Below are 24,468 nucleotides of genomic sequence, written 5' to 3' on the forward strand. Positions count from 1 at the left end.
CGCAGTGCTGAACGATCTCGACGAACGCATCGTGCACGCCCTCGCCGAGGACGCCCGCCGCTCCTACGCGGACATCGGGCAGCTCGTCGGCCTCTCCGCGCCCGCCGTGAAACGGCGCGTGGACCGGCTGCGCGCCACCGGAGCCATCACCGGCTTCACCGTGCGCGTCGACCCGGCGGCCCTCGGCTGGGAGACCGAGGGGTTCGTCGAGATCTACTGCCGGTGCAACACCTCGCCGGACACCATCCAGCGGGGCCTGGAGCGCTACCAGGAGGTCGTCGCCGCCTCCACCGTCACCGGGGAGGCCGACGCGATCGCCCAGGTCTTCGCCGCCGACATGCGTCACTTCGAGCGCGTGCTGGAGCGGATCGCGGGGGAGCCGTTCGTGGAGCGGACCAAGTCCGTGCTGGTGCTGTCGCCGCTGCTGCGCCGGTTCTCCTCCGGGTCGCCCACCTGATTCCGGCCCTTCGCGCAAAGCGCTGGTGAGCCGGCCGGACGCGGGTCTAGTCTCGCTCCCATGACCTGGCGACATTGATCCACCAGCCGTGCCTCCCGAGGACCGCCTCGGACGCCGTACCCCCGGTGTCCGAACAGTCCCTGCGGGAAGGCCTCATGACTCTCTCACCTGCGCGTGTGCGCACGACCGACGTCCGTCGGCTGACGACCACGCTGTACGGCTACGCGTTCCTCGACGAATGCGTCCTGCTCTACCCGGTGTACGCGCTGCTGTTCAGCGACGCCGGTCTGTCCCTGTGGCAGATCTCCTCCCTGTTCGCCCTCTGGTCGATCACCGGCGTGCTGCTGGAGGTGCCCTCCGGTGCCTGGGCCGACGCCGTCTCACGTCGGCTGCTGCTGTGGCTCGGCCCGCTGCTCAAAGCCGTCGGATTCGCCCTGTGGGTGACCGTCCCGTCGTACGGGGCCTTCGCGGTCGGCTTCGTCCTGTACGGCGTCGCCGGCGCCCTCGGCTCCGGCGCGCTGGAGGCGCTGGTCTACGACGAACTGGACCGGCTCGGCGCCGCCGACCGGTACGCGCGCGTCACGGGACGGGCCCGGGCGGCCGGGCTGGTCGCCGTGATGGCCGCGATGGGCCTCGCCGGTCCGGTGTTCGCCCGGGGCGGCTACCCGGCCGTGGGCGCGGCGAGCGTGCTGGCCTGTCTGCTGGCCGCGGCGGTGGCGACCCGGTTCCCGGAGCACCGGGTGCGGTCGACGGCCGAGGGCGAGGGGTGGGCGGCGACCCTGCGGTCGGGACTGGCCGAAGCCCGCAAGGACAGGTCCGTACGCGGCGCGCTGCTGCTGGTGCCGGCCGTCGCCGCGGTGTGGGGCGCGCTCGACGAGTACACACCGCTCCTGATCCGCGACACGGGTGTGGCGGACCAGACAGTGCCGTACCTGCTCCTGCTGGTCTGGGCCCTGGTCACGGCGGGCAGTCTGCTGGCGGGCACCGCCGAACGCCTGGGCACGACCGGGCTGGCGGGACTGCTCGCCGCCGGCGCGCTCGCCCTGGCCGTGGGCGCGGCGGCACGGACCCCGGCCGGCATCGCCCTCGTGGGCCTCGCCTTCGGCTGCTTCCAGCTGGCGGAAGTACTCACCGCCGTCCGCCTCCAGCACCGTATCGACGACACCCGCCGGGCCACCCTGACGTCCGTCGCGAGCCTGGGCACCGAACTGGTCACGGTCGCGGTGTACGGCGTGTACGCGACGCTCGGCGGATCGGCGGCGCACGGCACGGTGTTCGCGGTGCTGGCCCTGCCCTACCTGCTGACGGCGCTGGTGCTGCTCCGGCGCAGGTGAGGCGCACGCAACGAATCGCCGCCGCCGACCCGTCGGACGCAACGAACCGCTCACCGGCGCGCAACGGCTCCTTCTTGTCCGCCCAGGTGAGCCGCCCGTACCGTCTACGTGGCCCCCCGACTCCCGCTTCCCGCCCGGTGAGGAACACGCATGCGCACCGCCCTGCTCCAGAGCTCCGGCCGCCCCGGCTCGGTCGCCGAGAACCTCAAGGTCCTCGACGAGGCCGCGGGCCGGGCCGCCGCCGCGGGTGCCGGACTGCTCGTCGCGCCGGAGTTGTTCCTCACCGGGTACGCGATCGGCGACGACATCGCCCGTCTCGCCGAGCCCGCCGACGGCGACTCGGCGGACGCGGTCGCCGAGACCGCCTCCCGGCACGGGCTGGCGATCGCGTACGGCTACCCCGAGCGCTGGGCGGACGCGGTCTTCAACTCCGCCCAGCTGATCTCCGCCGACGGCACCCGGCTCGCCAACCACCGCAAGACCCACCTCTTCGGCTGCTTCGAACGCGACCACTTCACCCCGGGCGACCAGCCGGTCGTCCAGGCCGAGCTGAACGGCCTGACCGTCGGTCTGCTGATCTGCTACGACGTCGAGTTCCCGGAGAACGTCCGCGCCCACGCCCTGGCCGGCACGGACCTCCTGGTGGTGCCGACGGCGCAGATGCACCCCTTCCAGTTCGTCGCCGAGTCGATGATCCCGGTGCGCGCCTTCGAGAACCAGATGTACGTCGCGTACGTCAACCGGGTCGGCGCGGAAGGGGAGTTCGAGTTCGTCGGACTGTCCACGCTGGCCGGCCCCGACGGTGTGGCCCGCAGCCGCGCCGGACGCGGCGAGGAACTGGTGTTCGCCGACGCCGACCCCGCCTTCCTGGCCGCCTCCCGCGAGGCGAACCCGTATCTGAGGGACCGTCGCCCCGGCCTCTACGGGTCCCTGGTCTGAAACGGGTCCGGCCCACCACCCCTGAGCTTCCCCCGAGTACTTTTCGCGCAAGGAGTCCGTACCCCATGACGTCCACGGTGCCCAACGCCGTAGAGCACGCCGACGAGCAGCAGCCGCCGATCACCATGTTCGGCCCGGACTTCCCGTACGCGTACGACGACTTCCTCGCCCACCCGGCGGGCCTCGGCCAGATACCGGCGACCGAGCACGGCGCCGAGGTCGCGGTCATCGGCGGCGGCCTGTCCGGGATCGTCGCCGCGTACGAGCTGATGAAGATGGGCCTCAAGCCGGTCGTGTACGAGGCCGACCGGATCGGCGGCCGGCTGCGGACCGTCGGCTTCGAGGGCTGCGACCCGTCGCTGACCGCCGAGATGGGCGCGATGCGCTTCCCGCCGTCCTCCACGGCGCTCCAGCACTACATCGACCTGGTGGGTCTCGAGACCCGGCCCTTCCCCAACCCCCTGGCGGAGGCGACGCCCTCGACCGTCGTCGACCTCAAGGGCGAGTCCCACTACGCCGAGACGATCGAGGACCTGCCGCAGGTCTACCGGGACGTCGCCGACGCCTGGAACACGTGCCTCGAAGAGGGCGCCGACTTCTCCGACATGAACCGGGCGATGCGCGAGCGGGACGTGCCGCGCATCCGGGAGATCTGGGCGAGGCTCGTCGAGAAGCTCGACAACCAGACCTTCTACGGATTCCTCTGCGACTCCGAGGCCTTCCGGTCCTTCCGGCACCGCGAGATCTTCGGCCAGGTCGGCTTCGGCACGGGCGGCTGGGACACGGACTTCCCGAACTCCATCCTGGAGATCCTCCGTGTCGTCTACACCGAGGCCGACGACCACCACCGCGGCATCGTCGGCGGCTCCCAGCAGCTGCCGCTCAGGCTCTGGGAGCGCGAACCGCAGAAGATCGTCCACTGGGCCCACGGGACGTCCCTGAAGTCCCTGCACGAGGGCGGCGAGCCCCGCCCGGCCGTGACCCGGCTGCACCGCACGGCCGGCAACCGGATCACGGTGACCGACGCGAACGGTGACATCCGCACCTACCGGGCGGCCGTCTTCACCGCCCAGTCCTGGATGCTGCTGTCGAAGATCGACTGTGACGACTCGCTCTTCCCGATCGACCACTGGACGGCGATCGAGCGGACCCACTACATGGAGTCCTCCAAGCTCTTCGTGCCCGTCGACCGGCCGTTCTGGCTGGACAAGGACGAGGAGACCGGCCGTGACGTCATGTCGATGACCCTGACGGACCGTATGACCCGCGGGACCTACCTGCTGGACGACGGCCCCGACAAGCCCGCCGTCATCTGCCTCTCCTACACCTGGTGCGACGACAGCCTGAAGTGGCTGCCGCTGTCCGCGAACGAGCGGATGGAGGTCATGCTGAAGTCGCTCGGCGAGATCTATCCGAAGGTCGACATCCGCAAGCACGTCATCGGCAACCCGGTGACGGTCTCCTGGGAGAACGAGCCCTACTTCATGGGCGCGTTCAAGGCCAACCTGCCCGGCCACTACCGCTACCAGCGGCGCCTGTTCACCCACTTCATGCAGGACCGGCTGCCCGAGGACAAGCGGGGCGTCTTCCTCGCCGGCGACGACATCTCCTGGACGGCCGGCTGGGCCGAGGGCGCCGTCCAGACCGCGCTGAACGCGGTCTGGGGCGTCATGCACCACTTCGGCGGGTCGACGGACGCGTCCAACCCGGGGCCCGGCGACGTGTACGACGAGATCGCGCCGGTGGAGCTGCCCGAGGACTGACGGATCAGTCCGGCAGCGGCGTCAGCAGCATGCGTCCGGCGAAGCCGACCGCCGCGTCCAGGCGGTCGGTGAACTCCTCGGCCACGTCCGGCAGCCGACGCAGGGCCCACAGGGCGCGGGCCGCGGACCAGGTGGCGTCGCGGGCGCGCTCCAGACTCCAGGAGCCGAGGAGGTGGGTGAGCGGATCGGCGATCTGCAGGAGGTCGGGGCCCGGCATCAGCTCCTCGCGGATGCGTTCCTCCAGCGCGACGAGGAGATCACCCACGCGGTCGAACTCGTCCTCCAGGTCGGCCGGTTCGCAGCCGAGACTGCGACAGGCGTCCACGACGGCGAGCGCCAGGTCGTGACCGATGTGCGCGTTGATGCCCGCCAGCGCGAACTGCAGCGGTCGTACCCCGGGATGGCGGCGGAACTGGAACAGGGGGCGCCAGCAGGCGGGTGGGCGGCGGTCGGACATGGCCGCGTCGACAGCCGCGAGGTAGCGCTCCGCGAACCGTACGTCCAGCGTGATCGCGGCCCGGGCGTCCGCGAAGCGGCCCGTGTCGATGTGCCGGTCGACCTCCTCCGTGACGGAGAGGTAGACGCGGTTGAAGACCGCGACCCCGTCCCGGGGCGGCAGGGCCGCGTCGAGGGCGCGCATACGGGCGAGAACCCCGTCGACAGTGGTGCCCGGGGTGTCGGACGTGGCATGAGTGTCGCGGGGCGGGGCGAACTGTTCCCAATGCGGCATGGGTGCAGGGTCCCAGTCCTAGGCTGATCCGGGGGTCGCCCGGCCCGGTGCTTCCCCGGAACGGGGGAACGCCCCCGGCACGCGGGAAGGAGAACAGCACGGTGCGAGGCTTGCGTGAGCGGCGGGCCGTCCGGCCGGGTGCGAGGGTGGCCGTCGCCTCGGTCGTGGTCGCCCTGGCCCTCGCGGCCGGGCTGGTCGCGGTGCTCGGCGGAGGAGGCGGCGAAGGGCGGGACACCGGCCGGACCCGGCCCGAGGCGGGCCGTACGCCGGCCCCGCGGGCACCTGCCTCGTCCTCGCCGTCCGGCGTACCTTCGGCCGCGCGGACGGCGCCCTCACCCACCTGGCGGCAACAGCAGGCCGCCCGCCCCTACCTCCACCCCGACTCCCAGGTCCTCGACTGGGTGCGGGCCAACCCCGGCGACTCGCGCCGCGCCGTCATCGAGTCCCGTATCGCCGGCCGGCCGGCGGCCGTGTGGTTCGCCGAGTACACGCCGGAGACGATCACCTCCCGGGTCCGCGCGGTCACCTCGGCCGCTGCCGCCGAGGGCCGGGTGCCGGTCCTCGTGCCCTACACGATCCCGGACCGTGACTGCGGCGGGGCCTCCCAGGGCGGGGCGCCCGACCCCGACGCCTACGCCGGCTGGATCGACCGGTTCGCCGCCGGGCTCGGCCACGGCGAGGTCGTCGTCGTCCTGGAGCCCGACTCGATCGCCCAGACCGACTGCCTCTCGGAGGACCGACGGGCCGACCGCCTCGCCCTGCTGGCCCACGCCGGCCGCGTCCTGAAGGCGGCGAACCCCATGACGCGGATCTACTACGACGCCGGCCACTCCGGCTGGCACGCCCCGGCGCGGCAGGCGGCCCTGCTGAGACAGGCCGGCGCCGCCTCCGCCGCCTCCGCGGGCATCTTCAGCAACGTCTCCAACTTCCGGCTGACCGCCGACGAGATCGCCTACGACCGGCAGGTCCTCGACGCCCTGGACGGCCCTTCGGACCTCGGTGCCGTCATCGACACGAGCCGCAACGGCAACGGCCCGCCGGCCGACGGCCAGTGGTGCGACCCGGACGGGCGCAGGATCGGCCGGGCCCCGACCTTCGACACCGAAGAGGCCCGCATCGACGCCTATCTGTGGGTGAAGCTCCCCGGCGAGTCCGACGGCTGCAAGGGGGCGCCGGGCGCCTTCAGCCCGTCGTACGCCTACGAACTCGCCCGCTGATCCGGCCGCTGTTCCTCCGTGTCGTACGACGAGGTGCCCTCGTCCAGCAGGGGTTCCTGTGTCTTGAGATGGGCGGGGGCGAAGGCGCGCAGGGCGTGGTAGCCGGTGATGACGACCACGGTGCCGAGGGCGATGCCGCTGAGGGAGAAGGTGTCGGTGAACTCCATGGTGACGTTGCCGACGCCGATGATGATGCCCGCGGCGGCCGGGACCAGGTTCAGCGGGTTGCGCAGGTCGACCTTGGCGTTGATCCAGATCTGGGCGCCGAGCAGGCCGATCATGCCGTACAGGATGACGGTGATGCCGCCGAGGACGCCGCCAGGGATCGCGGCGACCACCGCGCCGAACTTGGGGCACAGGCCGAAGAGCAGCGCGAAGCCCGCGGCGGCCCAGTAGGCGGCTGTGGAGTAGACGCGGGTGGCGGCCATCACGCCGATGTTCTCGGAGTAGGTGGTGTTCGGCGGGCCGCCGACCGCGGTGGACAGCACCGAGCCGAGGCCGTCGGCGGAGATCGCCGTGCCGAGCTTGTCGTCGAGCCGGTCACCGGTCATCTCGCCGACCGCCTTGACGTGCCCGGCGTTCTCCGCGACGAGGGCGATGACGACGGGGAGCGCGACCAGGATCGCCGACCACTCGAAGGACGGGCCGTGGAAGTCGGGCAGGCCGATCCAGTCGGCCCGGCCGACGGCGGAGAGGTCCAGCCGCCAGTGGTCGGTGACCTTGCCGCTCGCGTCCGCCGAGTGGATCCGGCCGAAGATCCGGTCGAAGGCCCAGGAGACGCCGTACCCGAAGAGCAGGCCCAGGAAGATCGCGATGCGGGACCAGAAGCCGCGCAGGCAGACGACCGCCAGCCCCGTGAACAGCATGACCAGCAGGGCCGTCCACTGGTCCTGCGGCCAGTAGGTGGAGGCGGTGACCGGGGCGAGGTTGAAGCCGATCAGCATCACGACCGCGCCCGTCACGATCGGCGGCATCGTGGCGTGGATGATCCGGGCGCCGAAGCGCCGTACGGCCAGCCCCACCAGGAACAGCGCCACACCGACGACGAGGACGGCGCCGGTGACCGTGGCGCTGGTGCCCCCTTGGGCGCGGATGACCGCGGCGACGCCCACGAAGGAGAGGGAGCAGCCGAGGTAGCTGGGCACCCGGCCGCGGGTCGCGAGCAGGAAGATCACGGTGGCGACGCCCGACATCATGATCGCCAGATTGGGGTCGAGACCCATCAGGACGGGCGCCACAAAACTCGCCCCGAACATGGCCACCACGTGCTGCGCGCCGAGCCCGACCGTGCGGGGCCAGGAGAGCCGCTCGTCGGGGCGGACCACCGCGCCGGGCGCCGGGGTGCGTCCGTCGCCGTGCAGTTTCCAGCGGACGCCAAGATCCATGGTGGGGTTTCGCTTTCGTTCGTGCGGTGCGGATGTCCGTCCCATTCTCACGCGAGAACAGAGGGTGAGCGGCCGCTTAGGATAGGGACGGTTGCCTGATACACCTGCCCGCCCACGCCGTCCCCGCACCCCAGGAGTCCCACCCGTGACCGCCGAAGCCCCGAGCGCCCCCGCCCTGTCGTACGGCCGGCTGATCCCCGTCACCGTCCACTTCGACGACCTGGACGCGCTCGGACTGCTGCACAACGCCCGCTACCCGCTGATGGTCGAGCGCGCCTGGACGGAGCTCTGGCAGGGGCACGGGGTGCGCTTCGAGGGCGACTGGGCGGCGGCCGGCGACGCCTGCAACGCCGTCAAGGAACTGCGCATCACCTACGAGGCCCCGGTCACCAGGCCGGGCGCCTACGCCGTCCACCTGTGGCTGGAGCGGCTCGGCACCACCGGTCTGACGTACGGCTTCCGCTTCTGCTCGACCGACGGTGCCGTCACCTACGCGCGGGGCACCCGGGTGCTCGTCCGGCTGGACCCCGCGACGATGCGCCCCGCGCCGTGGAGCGAGACGCTCAGGAGCGCGGGCCGGGAACTGCTGCGGCCGGCTCACTGACCTTCGCGGAGGTGCGCTCGCCGCCGCGCAGCACCCCCGCGAACACCGCGAGCCCGCACGCCAGCACCGTCACCACGCCGAACGACACCACCAGGCTGGTCGCCTGCGCCACCCCGCCGATCAGACTCGGCGCGATCAGCCCGGAGGTGTACGTGATCGTCGCGACGCCCGCGATGGCCTGGCTGGGATTCGGCCCGGCGTGCCCGGCCGCCGCGAAGCACAGCGGGACGACGACGGCGATGCCGAGGCCCATCAGCCCGAACCCGGCCATCGCCACCGCCGGGTGACCCGTCACGACGATCAGCAGCCCGCCCAGCGCCGCGAGGACGCCGCCCACCCGGACGGTGCGCACCGCGCCGAACCGGTTGACCACCGCGTCGCCCACGATCCGGGCCACCGCCATGGTGAGCATGAAACCGGTCGTGCAGGCCGCCGCGACCCCGGCCGAGCTGTCGAGCTGGTCCCGCAGGTACACCGCCGACCAGTCCAGGCTCGCGCCCTCCGCGAACACCGCGCAGAACCCGACCGCGCCGATCAGCAGCGCCGAGCGCGGCGGCAGCGCGAACCGCGGGGGCGGCTCCTCGTCCTCGTCCGGCCGCAGGTCCAGCACCCAGCTGGAGGCCAGCACGCCGAGGACGGTGAGGACGGCCGCCGCGAGCAGATGGTGCACGCGCGCGTCCGCGCCCAGGTGCGCGGCGAGCGTCCCGCCCGCCGAACCGATCAGCGCGCCCGCGCTCCACATGCCGTGCAGCCCGGACATGATCGACTTGTCGAGCCGGTTCTCCACCTCCACGCCCAGCGCGTTCATCGCCACGTCGGCCATGCCCGCGGTGGCGCCGTAGACGAACATCGCCAGACAGAGCGTGAGCAGGTTCGGGGAGAGCGAGGGCAGGACCAGCGCCAGCGTCCACAGCGCGATCAGGCCGCGCATGGCCGTCCGGCTGCCGAAGCGGTGCGTGATCCAGCCGGCCGCCGGCATCGCGCAGGAGGCGCCGAACGCCGTGAAGGCCAGCGCGAAGCCGAGCTGCCCGGCGCCGACCGATGCGTGGTCCTGGATCCACGGCACCCGGGTGGCGAAGGAGCCGGTGACCGCGCCGTGCACGGCGAAGACGGCGGCCACGGCGTACCGGGCCCGCCGTACCTCCGACGGTGCGTGGATCACTTCGCTCATTCTCCCCGTCCCCCTTCTGTCCATCTGGCGCGGTGCCGCGCGGTGCGACGCGAGTGCCGTCGTAAACTATCAGGAACCCTGCCTGATAAAAAGACCGCCGTCGGGAGCCGTCTTCCGACGCCCCGTGGGAGGATTCCCCGCATGCCCGCATCCCCGAGCACGGCCCGAGCCCTCAACGACCGGCTCGCCCTGCGGCTGCTGCAGGACGAAGGTCCGCTGACGGCCGGGCAGTTGAAGCAGCTCACCGGCCTGTCCCGCCCCACGGTCGCCGACCTCGTCGAACGCCTCACCGCCTCCGGCCTGATCGAGGTCGTCGGCGAGACGGGCGCCCGGCGACGCGGCCCGAACGCCAAGCTGTACGGCATCGTCGCCGGCCGCGCCCAGCTGGCGGCCCTGGACGTGCGCACGGAGGGCGTCGCCGTGCTCGTGTCCGACCTGGTCGGCCGGGTGCTCGCCGAGGCGTCCGTGCCGATCGGGGACGACACCGGGACCGGGCCCGCCGTCGAGCAGGCGGTGACGCTGGTAGAGCGGGTCGTGAAGGAGGCCGGCGCCGACCGGCTGCACACCGTCGGCATCGGAGCGCCCGGCCTGATCGACCCCGCCAGCGGCGAACTGCGCAACTCCACCGGCCTGCCCGCCTGGCACCGCCGCCTGGTCGCCGCCCTCCAGGAACGGCTGCCCGAGGCCCGCGTCAGCGTCGAGAACGAGACCAACCTCGCCGCCCTGGCCGAACAGCGCGAGGGCGCCGCCCGGGACCGCGACACCTTCGTGCTGCTCTGGCTGGGCCACGGCACGGGCGCGGCCGTCGTCCTCGACGGCACCCTCCGCCGGGGCGCCTCCGGCGGCACCGGCGAAATCGGCTTCCTTCCGGTCCCCGGCACCAGCGGACTCCCCTCGGCGACGGACTGCGAGGGCGGCTTCCACTCCCTCGCCGGCTCGGCAGCGGTGGTCGCACTGGCAGCGGAGCACGGCCTGCCGGCACCGCCCCCGTCCGACGAGCCGGGAGCAGCGGCGGTCGTACGGACGGCGGTGACGGCGGTGCTCGCGGGGGAGTACGGGGGTGGGGGCGCTGCGGGGCTCCCGGATGGGCGCGGGGGCGGGGGCGCAATGGGGGTCCAGGAGGGGGATCGTGCCGGGGCCGCGACCGGGGAGCGTTTGGGGGCGGGTGGTGGCGGCTTGGCCGAGTCGGCCGGTGAAGGGGTGGCTGGATCTCCTGGTGGGGGCGGGGCTGGGTTGGCCGGCGGGGGTTCGGCTGGGTTGACCGGTGACGGTGTGGCCGGGCTGGTCGGTGAGGGGGTGGCCGGATCTCCAGGTGAGGGTTCGGCTGGTTGGGCAGGCGGGGGTTTGCCTGGGGTCGTCGGTGGTGGCGCCGGTGAAGGCTCGGCCGGCGCGACCGGTCGAGGTGCGGCTGGATCTCCTGGCGGGGGCGCGGCTGGCCCAGCCGACGGAGGCGTGGCCGGATCTCCCGGCGGGAGTCCGGCCGGACCCCCCGCCGGGAGCCCGGCCGGACTCGTCGGCGCAGGCGCGTCCGAGGGCGCGGCCGGGCGGTTCCTCGACGCCCTCGCCGATCGCCTCGCCATCGGGGCCGCCTCGGTCGTCGCCGTCCTCGACCCCGGGTGTGTGGTCCTCGGGGGCGAGGTCGGGCTGGCCGGTGGGGAGGTGCTCGCGGCGCGGGTGGAGGAACGGCTGCGGCGGATGGCCCCCCTGCCGACGGAGGTGCGGCCGAGCGTCCTGGGCGGTGGCGCGGTGCTGCGGGGGGCGCTGCTGACAGCGCGGGAGTCCGCCCAGGAGGAGCTGTTCGGGACGCCCTGACGGTCACCGGCGTGCGTGGGACAGCCGTACCCCCGCGGCCGTGCGACGCTCCGCCCGGCACCACGCCGTGGGGGCGCGGCGCTCCGCCCCGCAACATGCCGCAGCGGCGTGCAGCGCCCAGCCCCGCACCACGCCGTGGGGGCGCGGCGCTCCGCCCCGTAACATGCCGCAGCGGCGTGCAGCGCCCTGCCCCGCACCACGCCGTGGGGGCACGCGGCGCTCCGCCCCCGCATCACGCCGCAGCGGCGTGCAGCGCCAGCCCCCCATCGTGCCCAGGAGGCAGTGGCGCTCCGGCCTCCCGCCGCGGGTGTCCCTCAGCGGCGGGGCCGCGCGGCCAGGTACTCCTCGAACGTCCCCTTCCCCACCGCCCGTTGCGGCGTGAGGTGACCCCCCGTCCGGAACGCCCGGTAGGCCGCGCCCCACAGCGGCACGTTCACCACCGCACGCCGCCTGCCGCTCGCGCGCAGGTATGCGCGGGCCAGCGACTCGAGCGTACGGACCTCGGGGCCGCCCAGGTCCTCGACGCGGCCCGCGGGCGCACCGGCCGCCAGCTCCGCGAGCCGGTCCGCCACCTCGGCCACCTCCACCGGCTGGTCGCTCACCCCGGCGGGCAGGACCATCACCGGCACCTTGGACAGCGCCTGGAACAGTTGGACGAGCAGATCGTGGAACTGGGTCGCACGCAGCACCGTCCAGCCGAGCCCCGACTCCTCCACCAGCCCCTCGACGGCGAGCTTGGACCTGTAGTAGCCGAACGGCACCCGGTCCACCCCCACGATCGAGATGTACACCAGGTGCCCGACCCCCGCCTTCCGCGCAGCCTCGATCAGATGCGCGGCAGCCTGCTCGTCACCCCCACGCGACGAGGTCGCGCAGTGCACGATCGTGTCGACGCCCGCGACGGCCGTGTCCAGCTCCGGCCCGCCCGCACGCAGATCGACGGCGTACGGCTGGCTGTGCCGGCTCAGGACCCGCACCTCGTGCCCGTCCGCGCGCAGCCGCTCTGTGACATGCCGGCCGAGGGTTCCGGTACCGCCGGTCACCAGGATCGTCGTCATGCTGTTCAGCCCCTTCGGACACGGGCGCCCCCGGCTGGAGCACCCTTCCTCAGCTGAGACCGGCCCACCCCCGAGGAATGTGACATCCCTCCGGGTGGCCAGGCCCGGCTGACGCCGTACGAGGTCCAGCTTGTCCGGGTTGAGAAAGGCCCGCATGTCCGTGACCTGGCCGTCGTGGAGTTGAGGTGTGGAAAGGCAGCCCGTCCACAACGGACGACAGAGGGCGAAGGAGAAGACGCGAGGGAGGAGACGCGAAGGGAAGGGCGCGAAGAAAAAGACGAAGGCAAGGAGTCACCCACTCCTTGCCACTCTCAACGTATAGCGCACAGGGGGCCTTGCGGCAAGCCCCCGGTCGTGCCGCAGAATCTTCCGCCTGAAGCCAAAAAGCATGCGAAAAACGGGGTTTGCCTTGATTGATGTGATCGTTGCCGGCGGCGGACCGACCGGCATGATGCTGGCCGCCGAGTTGCGGCTGCAGGGCGTGCACGTGGTCGTGCTGGAGAAGGAAGCGGAGCCCACCAAGGTGGTCCGCGCGCTCGGACTGCACGTGCGGAGCATCGAGGTGATGGACCAGCGCGGTCTGCTGGAGAGGTTCCTCGCTCTCGGCAAGCAGTACAGGGTCGGCGGTTTCGTCGCCGGCATCGACAAGCCCTGGCCCGAGCGGCTGGACACCGCGCATTCGTACGTCCTCGGCATCCCGCAGACCGTCACCGACGGCCTGCTGGGCGAGCACGCCACCGAGCTCGGTGTCGAGATCCGGCGCGGCTGTGCAGTCGTCGGCCTGAACCAGGACGAGCAGGGGGTGACCGTCGACCTGGCCGACGGAACGCAGCTGCGCTCGCGCTACCTCGTCGGTTGCGACGGCGGCCGCAGCACCGTGCGCAAGCTGCTCGGCGTCGGCTTCCCCGGCGAACCCAGCACGGTCGAGACGCTGCTGGGCGAGATGGAGGTGGACGTTCCACCGGAGACACTGGCCGCCGTGGTGGCCGAGGTCCGCAAGACTCAGAAGCGGTTCGGGGCCGCGCCCCTCGGGGACAAGGTGTACCGGGTCGTGGTGCCCGCCGCAGGGGTGGCCGAGGACCGCACCGTCCCGCCGACCCTCGAGGACTTCAAGCAGCAGCTGCGGCAGTTCGCCGGCACCGACTTCGGCGTGCACTCACCGCGCTGGCTCTCCCGCTTCGGCGACGCCACCCGGCAGGCCGAGCGCTACCGCGTCGGCCGGGTGCTGCTGGCCGGCGACGCGGCGCACATCCACCCGCCGACCGGCGGACAGGGCCTCAACCTCGGCATCCAGGACGCCTTCAACCTCGGCTGGAAGCTGGCCGCCGAGGTGCGCGGCTGGGCGCCGGAAGGGCTGCTGGACAGTTACCACACCGAACGGCACCCGGTCGCCGCCGCCGTGCTGGACCACACCCGGGCGCAGATGCAGCTGATGTCCACCGAGCCGGGCCCCCAGGCGGTGCGTCGGCTGGTGGCGAGGCTGATGGACTTCGAGGAGGTGAACCGGTACCTGATCGAGAAGATCTCCGCGATCGACATCCGCTACGACTTCGGCGAGGGCCATGAACTGCTCGGCCGCCGGTTGCGGGATGTGCAGTTGAAGCGGGGGCGCCTGTACCGGCTGATGCACGGCGGCCGCGGGCTGCTGCTCGACCAGACCGGCCGGCTCTCGGCGGCGGGCTGGGCGGACCGGGTCGACCACGTCGTCGACGTCAGCGAGGAACTGGACGTGCCCGCGGTGCTGCTGCGGCCGGACGGCCACGTGGCGTGGGTCGGTGAGGACCAGCAGGATCTGCTCGGCCGGCTGCCGAAGTGGTTCGGTGCCGCCGCCGGCTGAGCACGCGGTGGCGGCCCGGGAGGGTGGGGTTCTGATCGAGACGCCGCCGTGGCTGCTCGCGGACGTCCCCCCGTATCAGCCGCACACAGACCGGAGTTGAGGGTGCCCGGCGGCGGGCAAGGGCCGTCGTCACCGCCGCCGGGACCGCAGCTGCCGACCCTAGAGAGGACTAGACCAATGCGTCAATAGGTGCGGACCCGGCTCAAGGGGGTTGTGCCGTCCGAGAGTTGATGCCGGCTCGCCCGACAAGTCCATCGACACATGCTGTGAGCGAACCCACACCGTTCGCACGTATGGATGTCGATCGGCCGTGGCACACTGGCCCTGTACCTAAAGCAGCGCACTCCGGGGTCGGTGAAAGTCCGAACCGGCGGTTACAGTCCGCGACCCGGTCGCTTCCAGCGGCCGGTTGACCAGGTGAAATTCCTGGACCGACGGTTAAAGTCCGGATGGGAGGCAGTGCGCGGCGGGCGGGCATGCGTGCGCGCCGCCGTATACGTACTCGTCCGTGGACGAGTCTGTCCGGCGTCGCCCCCGGTGTTCTCGCCCGTACCTTCTGTCGTCATCGACAGGCCCCGGAGTCCGTGCCCGAACGAGGCAGGAGGACCCGGGAAGTGTTCACCGGAATCGTCGAAGAGCTGGGTGAGGTCACCGCCGTCGAGAATCTCGGCGACGCCTCCCGCTTCCGGCTGCGCGGCCCCGTCGTCACCGACGGCGCGAAGCACGGCGACTCCATCGCCGTGAACGGGGTCTGTCTCACCGTCGTCGAGCACGAGGGCGACGAGTTCACCGCCGACGTCATGGCGGAGACCCTCAACCGCTCCAGCCTCGGTGCCCTCGCCGTCGGCTCCCGGGTCAATCTGGAGCGCCCCACCGCCGTCGGCGCCCGCCTCGGCGGCCACATCGTGCAGGGCCACGTCGACGGCACCGGGCAGGTGCTCGAACGCAAGCCGTCCGAGCACTGGGAGATCGTCAAGATCTCACTCCCGGCCGACCTCGCCCGCTATGTCGTCGAGAAGGGCTCCATCACCGTCGACGGCATCAGCCTCACCGTCGTCGACGCCGGCCCCGACTTCTTCACCGTCAGCCTCATCCCCACCACGCTCGACCTGACCACGCTCGGCCTCAAGCAGCCCGGCGACCCGGTCAACCTCGAGGTGGACATCGTCGCCAAGTACGTCGAGCGCCTGCTGGCGAACACTCAGGGAGCGGCCAAGTGAACTGGCTGAACTCAGAGGCCTTCGTCATGTTCGACCAGCACATCATCTGGTCGGACATGATCGGCAACGTCCTCGGCCTCATCACGCTCGCCCTCGGCTGGCGGCGCTCGCTGCTGACCTGGCCGGTGCAGTTCCTCTCCGGCCTCGTCCTCTTCGTCGCCTTCTACGGCCACCTGGCCGGCAGCGCCGGCAAGCAGGTCGTCGTCATGGCCGTCGCCCTGTACGGGTGGTGGCAGTGGAACCGCAACAAGGGACAGTCCGCGGACGGCCACATCGTCCCGAGGTTCGCCACCTGGCGCGAGCGCGCGGCCATGGTCGCGGCGGCCGCCGCCGGCACGGTCGCGGTCGCCCTGCTCTTCAAGGCCTACCCCTCCCTGTCCTGGGACCCCTGGCCCGACGCCTACATCTTCGTCGGCACCGTCGTCGCCATGTACGCCCAGGCCCGCGGCATGGTCGAGTTCTGGTTCGCCTGGCTCCTCGTCGACCTCGTCGGCGTCCCCCTGAACTTCGCCAACGGCTACGCCTTCTCCGGCTTCGTCTACGTCATCTACGGCGCGCTCGTCCTGTGGGGCATGCGCGACTGGTGGCTGCGCTCCCGCAGGGGCCCGCAGCCCGCTCTGGAAGGAGCGCCCGCATGAGTACGGCACCGGTTCTCTACAGCACCGACGGCATCGAGGACTTCGCGCTCGACCCCGTCGAGCAGGCCATCGCCGACATCGCGGCAGGCCGCCCCATCGTGGTCGTCGACGACGAGGACCGCGAGAACGAGGGCGACCTCGTCATCGCCGCCGAGAAGGTCACCCCCGAGATCGTCGCCTTCATGATGAGCGAGTGCCGCGGCCTGATCTGCGCCCCCATGGAGGGCGACGAGCTGGACCGGCTGAAGCTCCCGCAGATGGTCGACGACAACAGCGAGTCGATGAAGACCGCCTTCACGGTCTCCGTCGACGCCTCCGCCGCCCACGGCGTGACCACCGGCATCTCCGCCGCCGACCGCGCCACCACCCTCCGGCTGCTGGCGAGTGGTGACGCGGAGCCGACGGACTTCGTCCGCCCGGGCCACATCTTCCCGCTGCGGGCCAGGTCGGGCGGGGTCCTGACCCGCAACGGCCACACCGAGGCGGCCGTCGACCTCGCCCGCCTCGCGGGGCTGCGTCCGGCCGGCGCGATCGTCGAGATCGCCGGCGAGGACGGCAGCATGCTGCGCCTGCCCGAGCTGATCCCCTTCGCCCGCAAGCACGGCCTGACGATCATCTCCATCGAGGACCTGATCGCCTACCGCCGCAGCGCCGAGCCCACCGTCCGGCGCGAGGCCGAGACCCGCCTGCCCACCGTCCACGGCACCTTCACCGCGTACGGCTACCGCTCCACCGTCGACGGCGTCGAGCACGTCGCCCTCGTCCACGGCGAGATCGGCGACGGCGAGGACGTCCTGGTCCGTGTCCACTCCGAGTGCCTCACCGGCGACGTCTTCGGCTCCGCACGCTGCGACTGCGGCCCCCAGCTCGACGCCTCCCTGGAGCGCATCCAGAGCGAGGGCCGGGGCGTGGTGGTCTACCTGCGCGGGCACGAGGGCCGAGGCATCGGCCTGCTGTCCAAGCTGCGGGCGTACGAGCTCCAGGAGCAGGGCCACGACACCCTCGACGCCAACCTGGAGCTGGGCCTGCCCGCCGACGCCCGCGACTACGGGGCCGGCGCGCAGATCCTCGAGGACCTGGGGGTCCGGAGCGTCCGCCTGATGACCAACAACCCCGAGAAGACCGACGCGCTCGTCCGGCACGGCATCGAGGTCTCGGCCCGCGAGCCGATGCCCGTACAGGCGGGCGAGCACAACATCCGCTACCTGCGCACCAAGCGGGACCGGATGGGACACGACCTGCCCTGGCTGGACACGGCCCCCGTGTCCCCCTGCGGCAACCAGTAAGCACGACCACCAAGCACTGCACGAAGGCACCAAGGCACAAAGGAGAGACGTGAGCGGCAAGGGCGCACCGGAACTGTCCGTACGCAATGTGGGGGACCTGCGGGTCGCCGTCATCGCGGCACAGTGGCACGAGAAGGTGATGGACGGTCTGGTCGACGGCGCCCTGCGCGCCCTGCACGACCTGGGCATCGACGAGCCGACCCTGCTGCGGGTCCCCGGCAGCTGGGAGCTCCCGGTCGTCGCCAAGGTCCTCGCGGGCCGCGGCTACGACGCGATCGTCGCCCTCGGCGTCGTCATCCGCGGCGGCACCCCCCACTTCGACTATGTGTGCCAGGGCGTCACCCAGGGCCTGACCCAGGTCTCCGTCGAGACCGGCGTCCCCGTCGGCTTCGGCGTGCTCACCTGCGACACCGAGGAACAGGCCCTGGACCGGGCGGGCATCGAGGGCTCCAGCGAGGACAAGGGACACGAGGCGGTGACGGCGGCGGTGGCGACCGCGGCCACCCTCCGCTCAGTATCTGAACCCTGGCGGTAGGCCCACCTGCGTTACGGCTAGGGTGGGCAGCACCATGTCCAAGAAGACGTTCGAGGAGCTCTTCGCCGAGCTCCAGCAGAAGGCCGCCACCGGCGACCCCGCCACTTCCCGCACCGCCGAACTGGTCGAGAAGGGCGTCCACGCCATCGGCAAGAAGGTCGTCGAAGAGGCCGCCGAGGTCTGGATGGCCGCCGAGTACGAGGGCAAGGACGCGGCCGCCGAGGAGATCTCACAGCTGCTGTACCACGTCCAGGTGATGATGGTCGCCCGCGGCATCTCCCTGGACGACGTCTACGCCCACCTCTGAGCCGCACCCGAACCCCGTTCCGTCCGAACACGAAGGAAGCCCGCCTCATGCTGCGCATCGCCGTCCCCAACAAGGGTTCACTGTCCGGCCCTGCGGCGGAGATGCTGCATGAGGCCGGCTACCAGCAGCGCCGCGAGTCCAAGGAGCTGCGGATCGTCGACCCGGAGAACGAGGTCGAGTTCTTCTACCTCCGCCCCCGCGACATCGCGATCTACGTCTCCTCCGGCCGCCTCGACATCGGCATCACCGGCCGCGACCTGCTCATCGACTCGGGTGCCAACGCCGAGGAGATCCTCCCGCTCGGCTTCGCCCGCTCCACCTTCCGCTACGCCACCAAGCCCGGCACGGCGAACGGCGTGCAGGACCTCAACGGCATGACGGTCGCCACCTCCTACGAGGGCATCGTCGCCAAGCACCTCGCCGACAACGGCGTCGACGCCTCCGTCGTCCACCTCGACGGTGCCGTGGAGACCGCCATCGAGCTGGGCGTCGCCGAGATCATCGCGGACGTCGTCGAGACCGGCACCTCCCTGCGCAACGCGGGTCTGGAGGTCATCGGCGAGCCGATCATGAAGTCCGAGGCCATCGTCGTCCGGCGCACCGGCGCCGACGCCGACGAGCCCAAGGTGCAGCAGTTCCTGCGCCGCCTCCAGGGCGTCCTGGTCGCCCGGACCTACGTGATGATGGACTACGACTGCCGCGTCGAGCAGCTGGAGAAGGCCGTCGCCCTCACGCCCGGCCTGGAGTCGCCGACCGTCTCCCCGCTGCACAACGAGGGCTGGGTCGCCGTCCGTGCCATGGTCCCCGCCAAGGAGGCACAGCGGATCATGGACGACCTGTACGACATCGGCGCCCGTGCCATCCTGACCACGGCGATCCACGCCTGCCGTCTCTGAAATCACCGGGAAGATGTCCGACCTGCCCAGCCTCCCCGTCACCTTCCGGCCAGGCCGCACCCGCGCGGTGCTGCTCACGGCCGGGGTGGTGATCTTCCTCGTCATCTCCGCCATCGCGCTGCTGCTGGAGCAGCTCGGACCGGGGGAGCGGCTCAGTTTCATCGTCACCGGGGGCCTCATCCTCTGGGTGCTGGCCCAGCTCGCCCGGGTCAGGGTCGTCGCCGACGACGCCGGTGTCACCGTGGTGAACATCGTCAGCAAGCGGCGCCTGGACTGGGCGGAGATCCTTCAGGTGAACCTCCGCCCGGGTGATCCCTGGGTCTTCCTGAACCTCAGCGACGGCACCAGCCTGCCCGCGCTCGGCATCCAGCCGGGCATCGCCAAGGAGCGTGCCATCGCCGACGCGCGCACGCTCCGGAGCCTCGTCGAGGCCCGCTCCGTCCACCGCCCCGAGGAAGATCGGGGCTGACTCGGGGTCGTCCACCCTGCCGCAGGAGCCCCTGTCTTGATTAATCTGGTGGCGGAGACGTTCCCCCTGCGTCCCCACCCCTGGCGTGCCGAGCCCGGTGCACAGGGGTTCCTGCTACCCGAGGAGTGATCACCTCCGGCGATGGACGGATCGTCCTGTAGTACCTGCGCCGCCCCCTGCCGACATAGCGCGGACTGCGACCTCTCAGTCCGCGGCTCTGCGGAGGCGGCGGCATCATGAGCACCCCCCTGCTGCTCCTGGCAGCCGCGTTCCTGCTCATTCTCGCCAACGGTTTCTTCGTGGCCGCCGAGTTCGGCCTCGTCACCGTGGAGCGCCCGGACGCCGAGAAGGCCGCCGCCGAAGGCGACAGACGAGCCCGTACGGTCGTCGAGTCGCTCAAGGAGCTGTCCTTCCAGCTCTCCGGCACCCAGCTCGGCATCACCATCACCTCCCTCGTCGTCGGCATGCTCGCCGAACCCGCGCTCGCGGAGCTGCTGCACGGCCCGATCACCGCGATCGGCATCCCCGAGGGAGCCGTCTCCGGTGTCGCCGTCGCCGTCGGCATGCTGCTGGCATCCGCGGTGCAGATGGTGATCGGTGAACTCGTGCCGAAGAACTGGGCCGTGTCCAAGCCGATGCAGGTCGCGCGCTTCGTCGCCGGCCCGCAGTACGCCTTCGCACGCCTGTTCAGGCCGGTCATCGCCGGCCTCAACGCCGTCGCCAACCGCCTGGTGCGCGCCCTGGGCGTCGAGCCCACCGAGGAGCTGGCCTCCGCCCGCACCCCCGGGGAACTCGTCTCCCTGGCCCGGCACTCCGCCCAGGCCGGCGCCCTCGAACAGGACACGGCCGACCTCTTCGTACGGACCCTGTCGCTGGCCGAGCTGACCGCGCAGCACGTCATGACCCCGCGGGTGAAGGTCAGCGCCCTGCAGGCGTCGGCCACCGCCGAGGACGTGGTCAACCTGACCCGCGCCACCGGCCTGTCCCGCTTCCCCGTCTACCGCGACAAGATCGACGAGATCGTCGGCATGGTCCACCTCAAGGACGCCCTGGCCGTCCCGGTCCAGGACCGGCTGCGCACTCCGCTCGGCCGCATCGCCCGCCCGGCACTGCTCGTGCCCGAGACCCTGCCCGTCCAGCCCCTGCTGGCCCGGCTGCGCAGTGAGCAGCCCATCGCCGTCGTCGTCGACGAGTACGGCGGCACGGCCGGCGTGGTGACCCTGGAGGACATCGTCGAGGAGATCGTCGGCGAGGTCCGCGACGAGCACGACGGGCTGGACACCCCCGAACTCGCCGCCGCCCCGCCCGAGGACGGCCGGCCCGCCTGGGACGTCGACGGCAGCTGCCGTGTCGACACGCTCCAGCGCATAGGCCTCGACGTGCCCGGGGGACCGTACGAGACGGTCGCCGGGCTCGTCGCCGACCTGCTGGGCCGGATCCCGGCCGTCGGCGACCGGGCCGAGCTGCCCGGCTGGCGGCTGGCGGTGCGCCGCGTCGGCCACTACCGGGCCGAACGGGTCCGGATCGTCCGCACCGGCGCGGTCGTGGAGGTCGCCCGATGACCGTCCTCCAACTCGCCTTCGCCGCCCTCCTCGTGCTGGCGAACGGTTTCTTCGTCGGCGCCGAGTTCGCCCTCGTCTCCGTCCGCCGCAGTCAGATCGAACCCCTCGGCACGGCGCGGGCCCGCCAGGTCCTCTACGGTCTGGAGCGCCTGCCCCAGATGATGGCCGCCGCCCAGTTCGGCATCACCGTCTGCTCCCTCACCCTGGGCGCGGTCGCCGAACCGACGGTCGCCCATCTGCTGGAGCCGGTCTTCGAGTGGATCCATCTGCCGCACGGCATGATCCACCCGCTGGGCTATGTCATCGCCCTCGCCGCCGTGGTCTTCTTCCACCTCGTCATCGGCGAGATGGTCCCGAAGAACCTCGCCATGGCGGCCCCCGAGAAGGCCGCGCTGTGGCTCAGCCCGGGCCTGGTCTACTTCGCCCGGTTCTGCCGGCCCATCACCGTCGCCCTCGGCGCCTGCGCGCAGGGCATCCTGCGCCTCTTCCGCGTCGAGCCCAAGGACGAGGTCGAGGCCGTGTTCACCAGCGAGCAGCTCAACCGGCTGGTGGAGGACTCCGGCCAGGCGGGTCTGCTCGACCCCGAGGAACAGGAGCGGCTGGAGGACGCCCTGGAGCTGGGCTCCCGCCCGGTCACGGACGTGCTGCTGAAGCGCGAGTCCCTGGTGACGGTCCCCCCGTCGGTCACCCCGGGGCAGATCGTCGAGCTCACCGCCCGCACCGGCTACTCCCGCTTCCCGGTCGCCGCGGACAACGGCGCCTTCATGGGCTACCTCCATGTGAAGGACGTCCTCGACCTGGAGGACTCCCAGCGGGCGGTCCCCCAACAGGTGTGGCGCCCGATGACGACCCTCCGCCCGGAGCTGCCGCTGGACGACGCGCTGACGGTGATGCGGCGGGCGGCGACTCATCTGGCGCAGGTCGCCGACGCGTCCGGGAAGGTACTGGGACTGGTCGCGCTGGAGGACGTGCTCGAACTGCTGGTCGGCGAGGTGACGGATCCCGCGCACCGGGCAGCGCCGAGGGCCGTGGTCGAGGTCAGAGTGACGGGCCCGCAGGTGAGCGGGGAGCCGGAGGAGGCGCTTGCCACCTAGGCCGTGTCGTCGTGCCGCTGGGCGGCGGGGCCCGGGTAGGGGCTCCGCCGCTGGCGCGCGGTCGAGAGCGAGGGGGTGAGCGGAAGCCGGGAGCGGCGCCCCGTGAGCGCGGAAGGGCGAAATCCCACCCGGCCCCGGCTTCGGCGCCGACTGCCACGCCTCGACGTGGCTCACATCGCCGACGGATCCTGCGGTCCCCTCCCCGACAGCACCTCTCCGTACGCCTGCATCAGGTCAGGCAGGCGCAATGTCGACAAGTCGTCGCGTGACAAGGCCCCGGGATACGTCGACAACCGCAGATCGCGGTAGGCACAGCTCTTCTCGTACAACGTCCGCAGGAACCGCCCGTTCCCCAGCTCGTCGATCCAGCCCTGCTCCACCACGTGCCCGGCGATCGACCGCAGCTCGTCCAACGCCTCCTCGTCCCACACGTCCCCGTTCTCCGCGGCGAGGACCTCACCGATCGAGGTGAGTTCGAGCGGCCGGTACGACGGGAAGTCGACGCGTGTCGTGAAGCGGGACGACAGTCCGGGGTTCGCGGCGAGCAGCCGGTCCATGCCCTCCGGATAGCCGGCCAGGATCACCACCAGGTGGTCCCGGTTGTCCTCGGCCCGCTTCAACAGCACCTGCAGGGCCTCGTCGCCGTACGCGTCGCCCTTGCCGTAACCGGAGTTGGACAGCGAGTACGCCTCGTCGACGAAGAGGACGCCGCCCAGTGCGGAGTCGATCAGTTCGTTGGCCTTCACGGCCGTCTGGCCGAGGTACTCGCCGACCAGGTCGGCCCGCTGGGCCTCCACGAGGTGGTCGCCGCCGAGCAGACCCAGGGCGTAGAAGACACGGCCGAGGATGCGGGCCACCGTCGTCTTGCCGGTGCCGGACGGGCCGGAGAAGACGAAGTGCCGCTTGGGCGGCTGGACCGGGAGGCCCTGCCCGGCCCGCAGCCGCGCCATGTTGAGCTGCGCCGACAGGGCCTTGACCTGGCGTTTCACCGGTTCCAGGCCCACCATGCGCTCCAGTTCGGCGAGCGCCTCCTCCAGGAGGACGGGGTCGGTGGGCCCGGCGGGCAGTACCGAGGGCACCAGTGTCTTCTCGCGCACCGCCGGGTCGGTCACCGACGGCAGGGGGCCGACGGGCGGCAGATCGGAGGGGTCGGTGAGCTTCAGGTCCCGCCCCTCGGTGCCGAACAGCGGGTCGAGGGCGTCCGGCCCGTCCCCGGTGTCCTGGCCGGCCCCGCTCAGGGTGATGGGGGCGAGGTCGGCGGAGTCGTCGTAGCCGTCGCCCTCGGCGATCGCGGCGAGCCGGGCCGAGGTGTCCATGAAGGCGGGGTCGACGCGGTGGACCGCCCGGTAGAGGGGGAGGGCGGCCGCGGAACGGCCCGTGCCCTCGTGGGCCCGCGCCAGCCAGTACCGCAGCTCCTTGCGCTGGGGCTGCTCGCTGCGGCAGCGCATCAGGGCCGTCGACAGCAGCGGCTCGGCCTGACCGTACATTTCCAGCCGGACCCGGGCCATGCCGCCGAACAGACCGGCCTCGATGCCGAGCAGCGGGTCGTTCAGGAGCGGGTCGGTGTGCCGGACCAGCTGCTCCCAGTCCTTGACCAGGTAGGCCCGGCAGGCGTGCAGGAAGCGGACCTGGTGGTCGGCGTCGACGGGCGGGAGCCCGGCGAGCGCCCGGTCCAGCTCGGGGACATGCCGGCCGTCCAGCCAGTGCGAGGCGTGTGCGAGGAGCAGGTCGCGGGGGCTCTCCAGTACCGGTTGCACCCACCAGCCCAGCCAGTACCAGGAGTTGAGGGTGCGACGGTGCCGGGTGCGCTGTTCGCCGAAGCGGTCGCGGTGCCGGAACATCCTGAGCAGCGCGGTCGTCGTGTCGACGCGCAGCGCGTGCAGTCCGAGCCAGCCGTCGGCCATCCCGGGATCGATCCGCACCGCGGTGCGGAACTCCTCCTCCGCCTGCGGATAGGCACCCATGGTGTAGGCGTCCACGCCTCGCAGCCAGGCGAGGTCGGCCGGGGCCTCGGGGCCCTGCGTGCCGAAGTCCATCACGTCCCCCACAAACCGTGCCCCCGTCGGTATGCCGCCGGGCCGTCGCCCGCCGGCTGCCTTGGTCGAACCGCTGTGCCGCGGACCGGAGTTGCAAGGTGCGCGCAGCAGCCGTCCC

Annotated in this window: 22 protein-coding genes and 1 riboswitch; of the genes, 17 read left to right on the forward strand and 5 right to left on the reverse strand. The window is 72.0% G+C overall.

Annotation, left to right across the window (positions count from 1 at the left end):
• Window positions 1-4: 4 nt before the first annotated feature.
• The 4 genes from ACPT94_RS23230 (at window position 5) to ACPT94_RS23245 (ending at window position 4,493) form a co-directional block, all read left to right on the forward strand.
• Complete coding sequence (locus tag ACPT94_RS23230; RefSeq protein WP_425246732.1) at window positions 5-457, forward strand: Lrp/AsnC family transcriptional regulator; 453 nt, start codon at window positions 5-7, stop codon at window positions 455-457.
• A 155-nt stretch (window positions 458-612) separates the two neighbouring features.
• Window positions 613-1,791, forward strand: coding sequence for an MFS transporter (locus ACPT94_RS23235; protein ID WP_360344974.1), 1,179 nt, complete (start codon window positions 613-615; stop codon window positions 1,789-1,791).
• Window positions 1,792-1,941: 150 nt separating this feature from the next.
• Window positions 1,942-2,730, forward strand: a complete 789-nt coding sequence (locus tag ACPT94_RS23240; RefSeq protein ID WP_360344972.1) for a carbon-nitrogen hydrolase family protein — start codon at window positions 1,942-1,944, stop codon at window positions 2,728-2,730.
• Between the two features lie 65 nt (window positions 2,731-2,795).
• The gene (locus tag ACPT94_RS23245; protein WP_360344970.1) at window positions 2,796-4,493 is read left to right on the forward strand and encodes a flavin monoamine oxidase family protein; all 1,698 of its coding nucleotides are present in this window, start codon (window positions 2,796-2,798) and stop codon (window positions 4,491-4,493) included.
• A 4-nt stretch (window positions 4,494-4,497) separates the two neighbouring features.
• Here ACPT94_RS23245 and ACPT94_RS23250 read toward each other — a convergent pair whose 3' ends face one another.
• Window positions 4,498-5,133, reverse strand: a complete 636-nt coding sequence (locus ACPT94_RS23250) for a DUF5995 family protein (RefSeq protein WP_425246755.1) — start codon at window positions 5,131-5,133, stop codon at window positions 4,498-4,500.
• A gap of 191 nt (window positions 5,134-5,324) precedes the next feature.
• Here ACPT94_RS23250 and ACPT94_RS23255 point away from each other — a divergent pair, with 191 nt between their 5' ends.
• Window positions 5,325-6,440: a glycoside hydrolase family 6 protein gene (locus ACPT94_RS23255; RefSeq protein WP_425246733.1), complete on the forward strand. Its 1,116-nt coding sequence runs from the start codon at window positions 5,325-5,327 to the stop codon at window positions 6,438-6,440.
• On the opposite strand, the gene ACPT94_RS23260 is transcribed toward ACPT94_RS23255, so the two are convergent.
• A complete protein-coding gene (locus ACPT94_RS23260; RefSeq protein ID WP_360344964.1) occupies window positions 6,422-7,825 on the reverse strand; it encodes a uracil-xanthine permease family protein in 1,404 nt (467 codons plus the stop codon). The genes ACPT94_RS23255 and ACPT94_RS23260 overlap by 19 nt on opposite strands.
• Window positions 7,826-7,970: 145 nt before the next feature.
• On the opposite strand from ACPT94_RS23260, the gene ACPT94_RS23265 reads away from it, so the two are divergent.
• Entirely contained in the window at window positions 7,971-8,429 is a 459-nt protein-coding gene (locus ACPT94_RS23265; protein ID WP_360344962.1) for an acyl-CoA thioesterase, read from the forward strand.
• On the opposite strand, the gene ACPT94_RS23270 is transcribed toward ACPT94_RS23265, so the two are convergent.
• The gene (locus tag ACPT94_RS23270; RefSeq protein ID WP_360344960.1) at window positions 8,389-9,600 is read right to left on the reverse strand and encodes an MFS transporter; all 1,212 of its coding nucleotides are present in this window, start codon (window positions 9,598-9,600) and stop codon (window positions 8,389-8,391) included. The two genes, ACPT94_RS23265 and ACPT94_RS23270, sit on opposite strands and share 41 nt — an antisense overlap.
• A gap of 141 nt (window positions 9,601-9,741) precedes the next feature.
• Here ACPT94_RS23270 and ACPT94_RS23275 point away from each other — a divergent pair, with 141 nt between their 5' ends.
• On the forward strand, window positions 9,742-11,412 hold the full coding sequence (locus ACPT94_RS23275) for an ROK family protein (RefSeq protein ID WP_425246734.1): 1,671 nt from the start codon (window positions 9,742-9,744) through the stop codon (window positions 11,410-11,412).
• Window positions 11,413-11,726: 314 nt separating this feature from the next.
• Here the strand turns inward: ACPT94_RS23275 and ACPT94_RS23280 are convergent, their stop codons facing one another.
• The gene (locus ACPT94_RS23280; protein WP_425246735.1) at window positions 11,727-12,470 is read right to left on the reverse strand and encodes an SDR family oxidoreductase; all 744 of its coding nucleotides are present in this window, start codon (window positions 12,468-12,470) and stop codon (window positions 11,727-11,729) included.
• Window positions 12,471-12,879: 409 nt separating this feature from the next.
• Here ACPT94_RS23280 and rox point away from each other — a divergent pair, with 409 nt between their 5' ends.
• The 10 genes from rox to ACPT94_RS23330 all read left to right on the forward strand — a co-directional run bounded on the left by rox (window position 12,880) and on the right by ACPT94_RS23330 (window position 22,314).
• Entirely contained in the window at window positions 12,880-14,307 is a 1,428-nt protein-coding gene (gene rox / locus ACPT94_RS23285) for a rifampin monooxygenase (protein WP_425246736.1), read from the forward strand.
• A gap of 336 nt (window positions 14,308-14,643) precedes the next feature.
• A riboswitch (FMN riboswitch) is annotated at window positions 14,644-14,774 on the forward strand.
• 147 nt (window positions 14,775-14,921) lie between these two features.
• Window positions 14,922-15,527 carry a riboflavin synthase gene (locus ACPT94_RS23290; RefSeq protein WP_360346915.1) on the forward strand — a complete coding sequence of 202 codons (606 nt, stop codon included), beginning with the start codon at window positions 14,922-14,924 and terminating at the stop codon, window positions 15,525-15,527.
• A complete protein-coding gene (locus ACPT94_RS23295; RefSeq protein ID WP_360346917.1) occupies window positions 15,524-16,165 on the forward strand; it encodes a nicotinamide mononucleotide transporter family protein in 642 nt (213 codons plus the stop codon). The genes ACPT94_RS23290 and ACPT94_RS23295 overlap by 4 nt, the downstream gene beginning before the upstream one ends.
• The gene (locus ACPT94_RS23300; RefSeq protein WP_360346919.1) at window positions 16,162-17,451 is read left to right on the forward strand and encodes a bifunctional 3,4-dihydroxy-2-butanone-4-phosphate synthase/GTP cyclohydrolase II; all 1,290 of its coding nucleotides are present in this window, start codon (window positions 16,162-16,164) and stop codon (window positions 17,449-17,451) included. The genes ACPT94_RS23295 and ACPT94_RS23300 overlap by 4 nt, the downstream gene beginning before the upstream one ends.
• Window positions 17,452-17,500: 49 nt before the next feature.
• Window positions 17,501-17,986 (forward strand): 6,7-dimethyl-8-ribityllumazine synthase, encoded by a 486-nt coding sequence (ribH, locus tag ACPT94_RS23305; RefSeq protein WP_360346921.1) that lies wholly within the window; start codon window positions 17,501-17,503, stop codon window positions 17,984-17,986.
• A gap of 34 nt (window positions 17,987-18,020) precedes the next feature.
• Window positions 18,021-18,293: a phosphoribosyl-ATP diphosphatase gene (locus tag ACPT94_RS23310; protein WP_189936437.1), complete on the forward strand. Its 273-nt coding sequence runs from the start codon at window positions 18,021-18,023 to the stop codon at window positions 18,291-18,293.
• 47 nt (window positions 18,294-18,340) lie between these two features.
• Entirely contained in the window at window positions 18,341-19,189 is an 849-nt protein-coding gene (gene hisG / locus ACPT94_RS23315; protein ID WP_360346924.1) for an ATP phosphoribosyltransferase, read from the forward strand.
• Window positions 19,190-19,202: 13 nt separating this feature from the next.
• Window positions 19,203-19,658: a PH domain-containing protein gene (locus tag ACPT94_RS23320; RefSeq protein ID WP_360346926.1), complete on the forward strand. Its 456-nt coding sequence runs from the start codon at window positions 19,203-19,205 to the stop codon at window positions 19,656-19,658.
• A 236-nt stretch (window positions 19,659-19,894) separates the two neighbouring features.
• On the forward strand, window positions 19,895-21,220 hold the full coding sequence (locus ACPT94_RS23325) for a hemolysin family protein (RefSeq protein WP_360346928.1): 1,326 nt from the start codon (window positions 19,895-19,897) through the stop codon (window positions 21,218-21,220).
• Window positions 21,217-22,314: a hemolysin family protein gene (locus ACPT94_RS23330; protein WP_360346930.1), complete on the forward strand. Its 1,098-nt coding sequence runs from the start codon at window positions 21,217-21,219 to the stop codon at window positions 22,312-22,314. Before ACPT94_RS23325 ends, ACPT94_RS23330 begins: the two co-directional genes overlap by 4 nt.
• 170 nt (window positions 22,315-22,484) lie before the next feature.
• Here the strand turns inward: ACPT94_RS23330 and ACPT94_RS23335 are convergent, their stop codons facing one another.
• The gene (locus ACPT94_RS23335; protein ID WP_360346932.1) at window positions 22,485-24,350 is read right to left on the reverse strand and encodes an AAA family ATPase; all 1,866 of its coding nucleotides are present in this window, start codon (window positions 24,348-24,350) and stop codon (window positions 22,485-22,487) included.
• Window positions 24,351-24,468 lie beyond the last annotated feature (118 nt).

The organism is Streptomyces aurantiaciflavus (assembly GCF_049808595.1).
Lineage (GTDB): Bacteria > Actinomycetota > Actinomycetes > Streptomycetales > Streptomycetaceae > Streptomyces.

Coding starts and splice junctions, on each gene's coding strand:
- ACPT94_RS23235 (WP_360344974.1), top strand. CDS start 613: ATGACTCTCTCACCTGCGCGTGTGCGCACGACCGACGTCCGTCGGCTG.
- ACPT94_RS23240 (WP_360344972.1), top strand. CDS start 1,942: ATGCGCACCGCCCTGCTCCAGAGCTCCGGCCGCCCCGGCTCGGTCGCC.
- ACPT94_RS23245 (WP_360344970.1), top strand. CDS start 2,796: ATGACGTCCACGGTGCCCAACGCCGTAGAGCACGCCGACGAGCAGCAG.
- ACPT94_RS23250 (WP_425246755.1), bottom strand. CDS start 5,133: ATGCGCGCCCTCGACGCGGCCCTGCCGCCCCGGGACGGGGTCGCGGTC.
- ACPT94_RS23260 (WP_360344964.1), bottom strand. CDS start 7,825: ATGGATCTTGGCGTCCGCTGGAAACTGCACGGCGACGGACGCACCCCG.
- ACPT94_RS23270 (WP_360344960.1), bottom strand. CDS start 9,600: ATGAGCGAAGTGATCCACGCACCGTCGGAGGTACGGCGGGCCCGGTAC.
- ACPT94_RS23275 (WP_425246734.1), top strand. CDS start 9,742: ATGCCCGCATCCCCGAGCACGGCCCGAGCCCTCAACGACCGGCTCGCC.
- ACPT94_RS23280 (WP_425246735.1), bottom strand. CDS start 12,470: ATGACGACGATCCTGGTGACCGGCGGTACCGGAACCCTCGGCCGGCAT.
- ACPT94_RS23300 (WP_360346919.1), top strand. CDS start 16,162: ATGAGTACGGCACCGGTTCTCTACAGCACCGACGGCATCGAGGACTTC.
- ACPT94_RS23310 (WP_189936437.1), top strand. CDS start 18,021: ATGTCCAAGAAGACGTTCGAGGAGCTCTTCGCCGAGCTCCAGCAGAAG.
- hisG (WP_360346924.1), top strand. CDS start 18,341: ATGCTGCGCATCGCCGTCCCCAACAAGGGTTCACTGTCCGGCCCTGCG.
- ACPT94_RS23320 (WP_360346926.1), top strand. CDS start 19,203: ATGTCCGACCTGCCCAGCCTCCCCGTCACCTTCCGGCCAGGCCGCACC.
- ACPT94_RS23325 (WP_360346928.1), top strand. CDS start 19,895: ATGAGCACCCCCCTGCTGCTCCTGGCAGCCGCGTTCCTGCTCATTCTC.
- ACPT94_RS23330 (WP_360346930.1), top strand. CDS start 21,217: ATGACCGTCCTCCAACTCGCCTTCGCCGCCCTCCTCGTGCTGGCGAAC.
- ACPT94_RS23335 (WP_360346932.1), bottom strand. CDS start 24,350: ATGGACTTCGGCACGCAGGGCCCCGAGGCCCCGGCCGACCTCGCCTGG.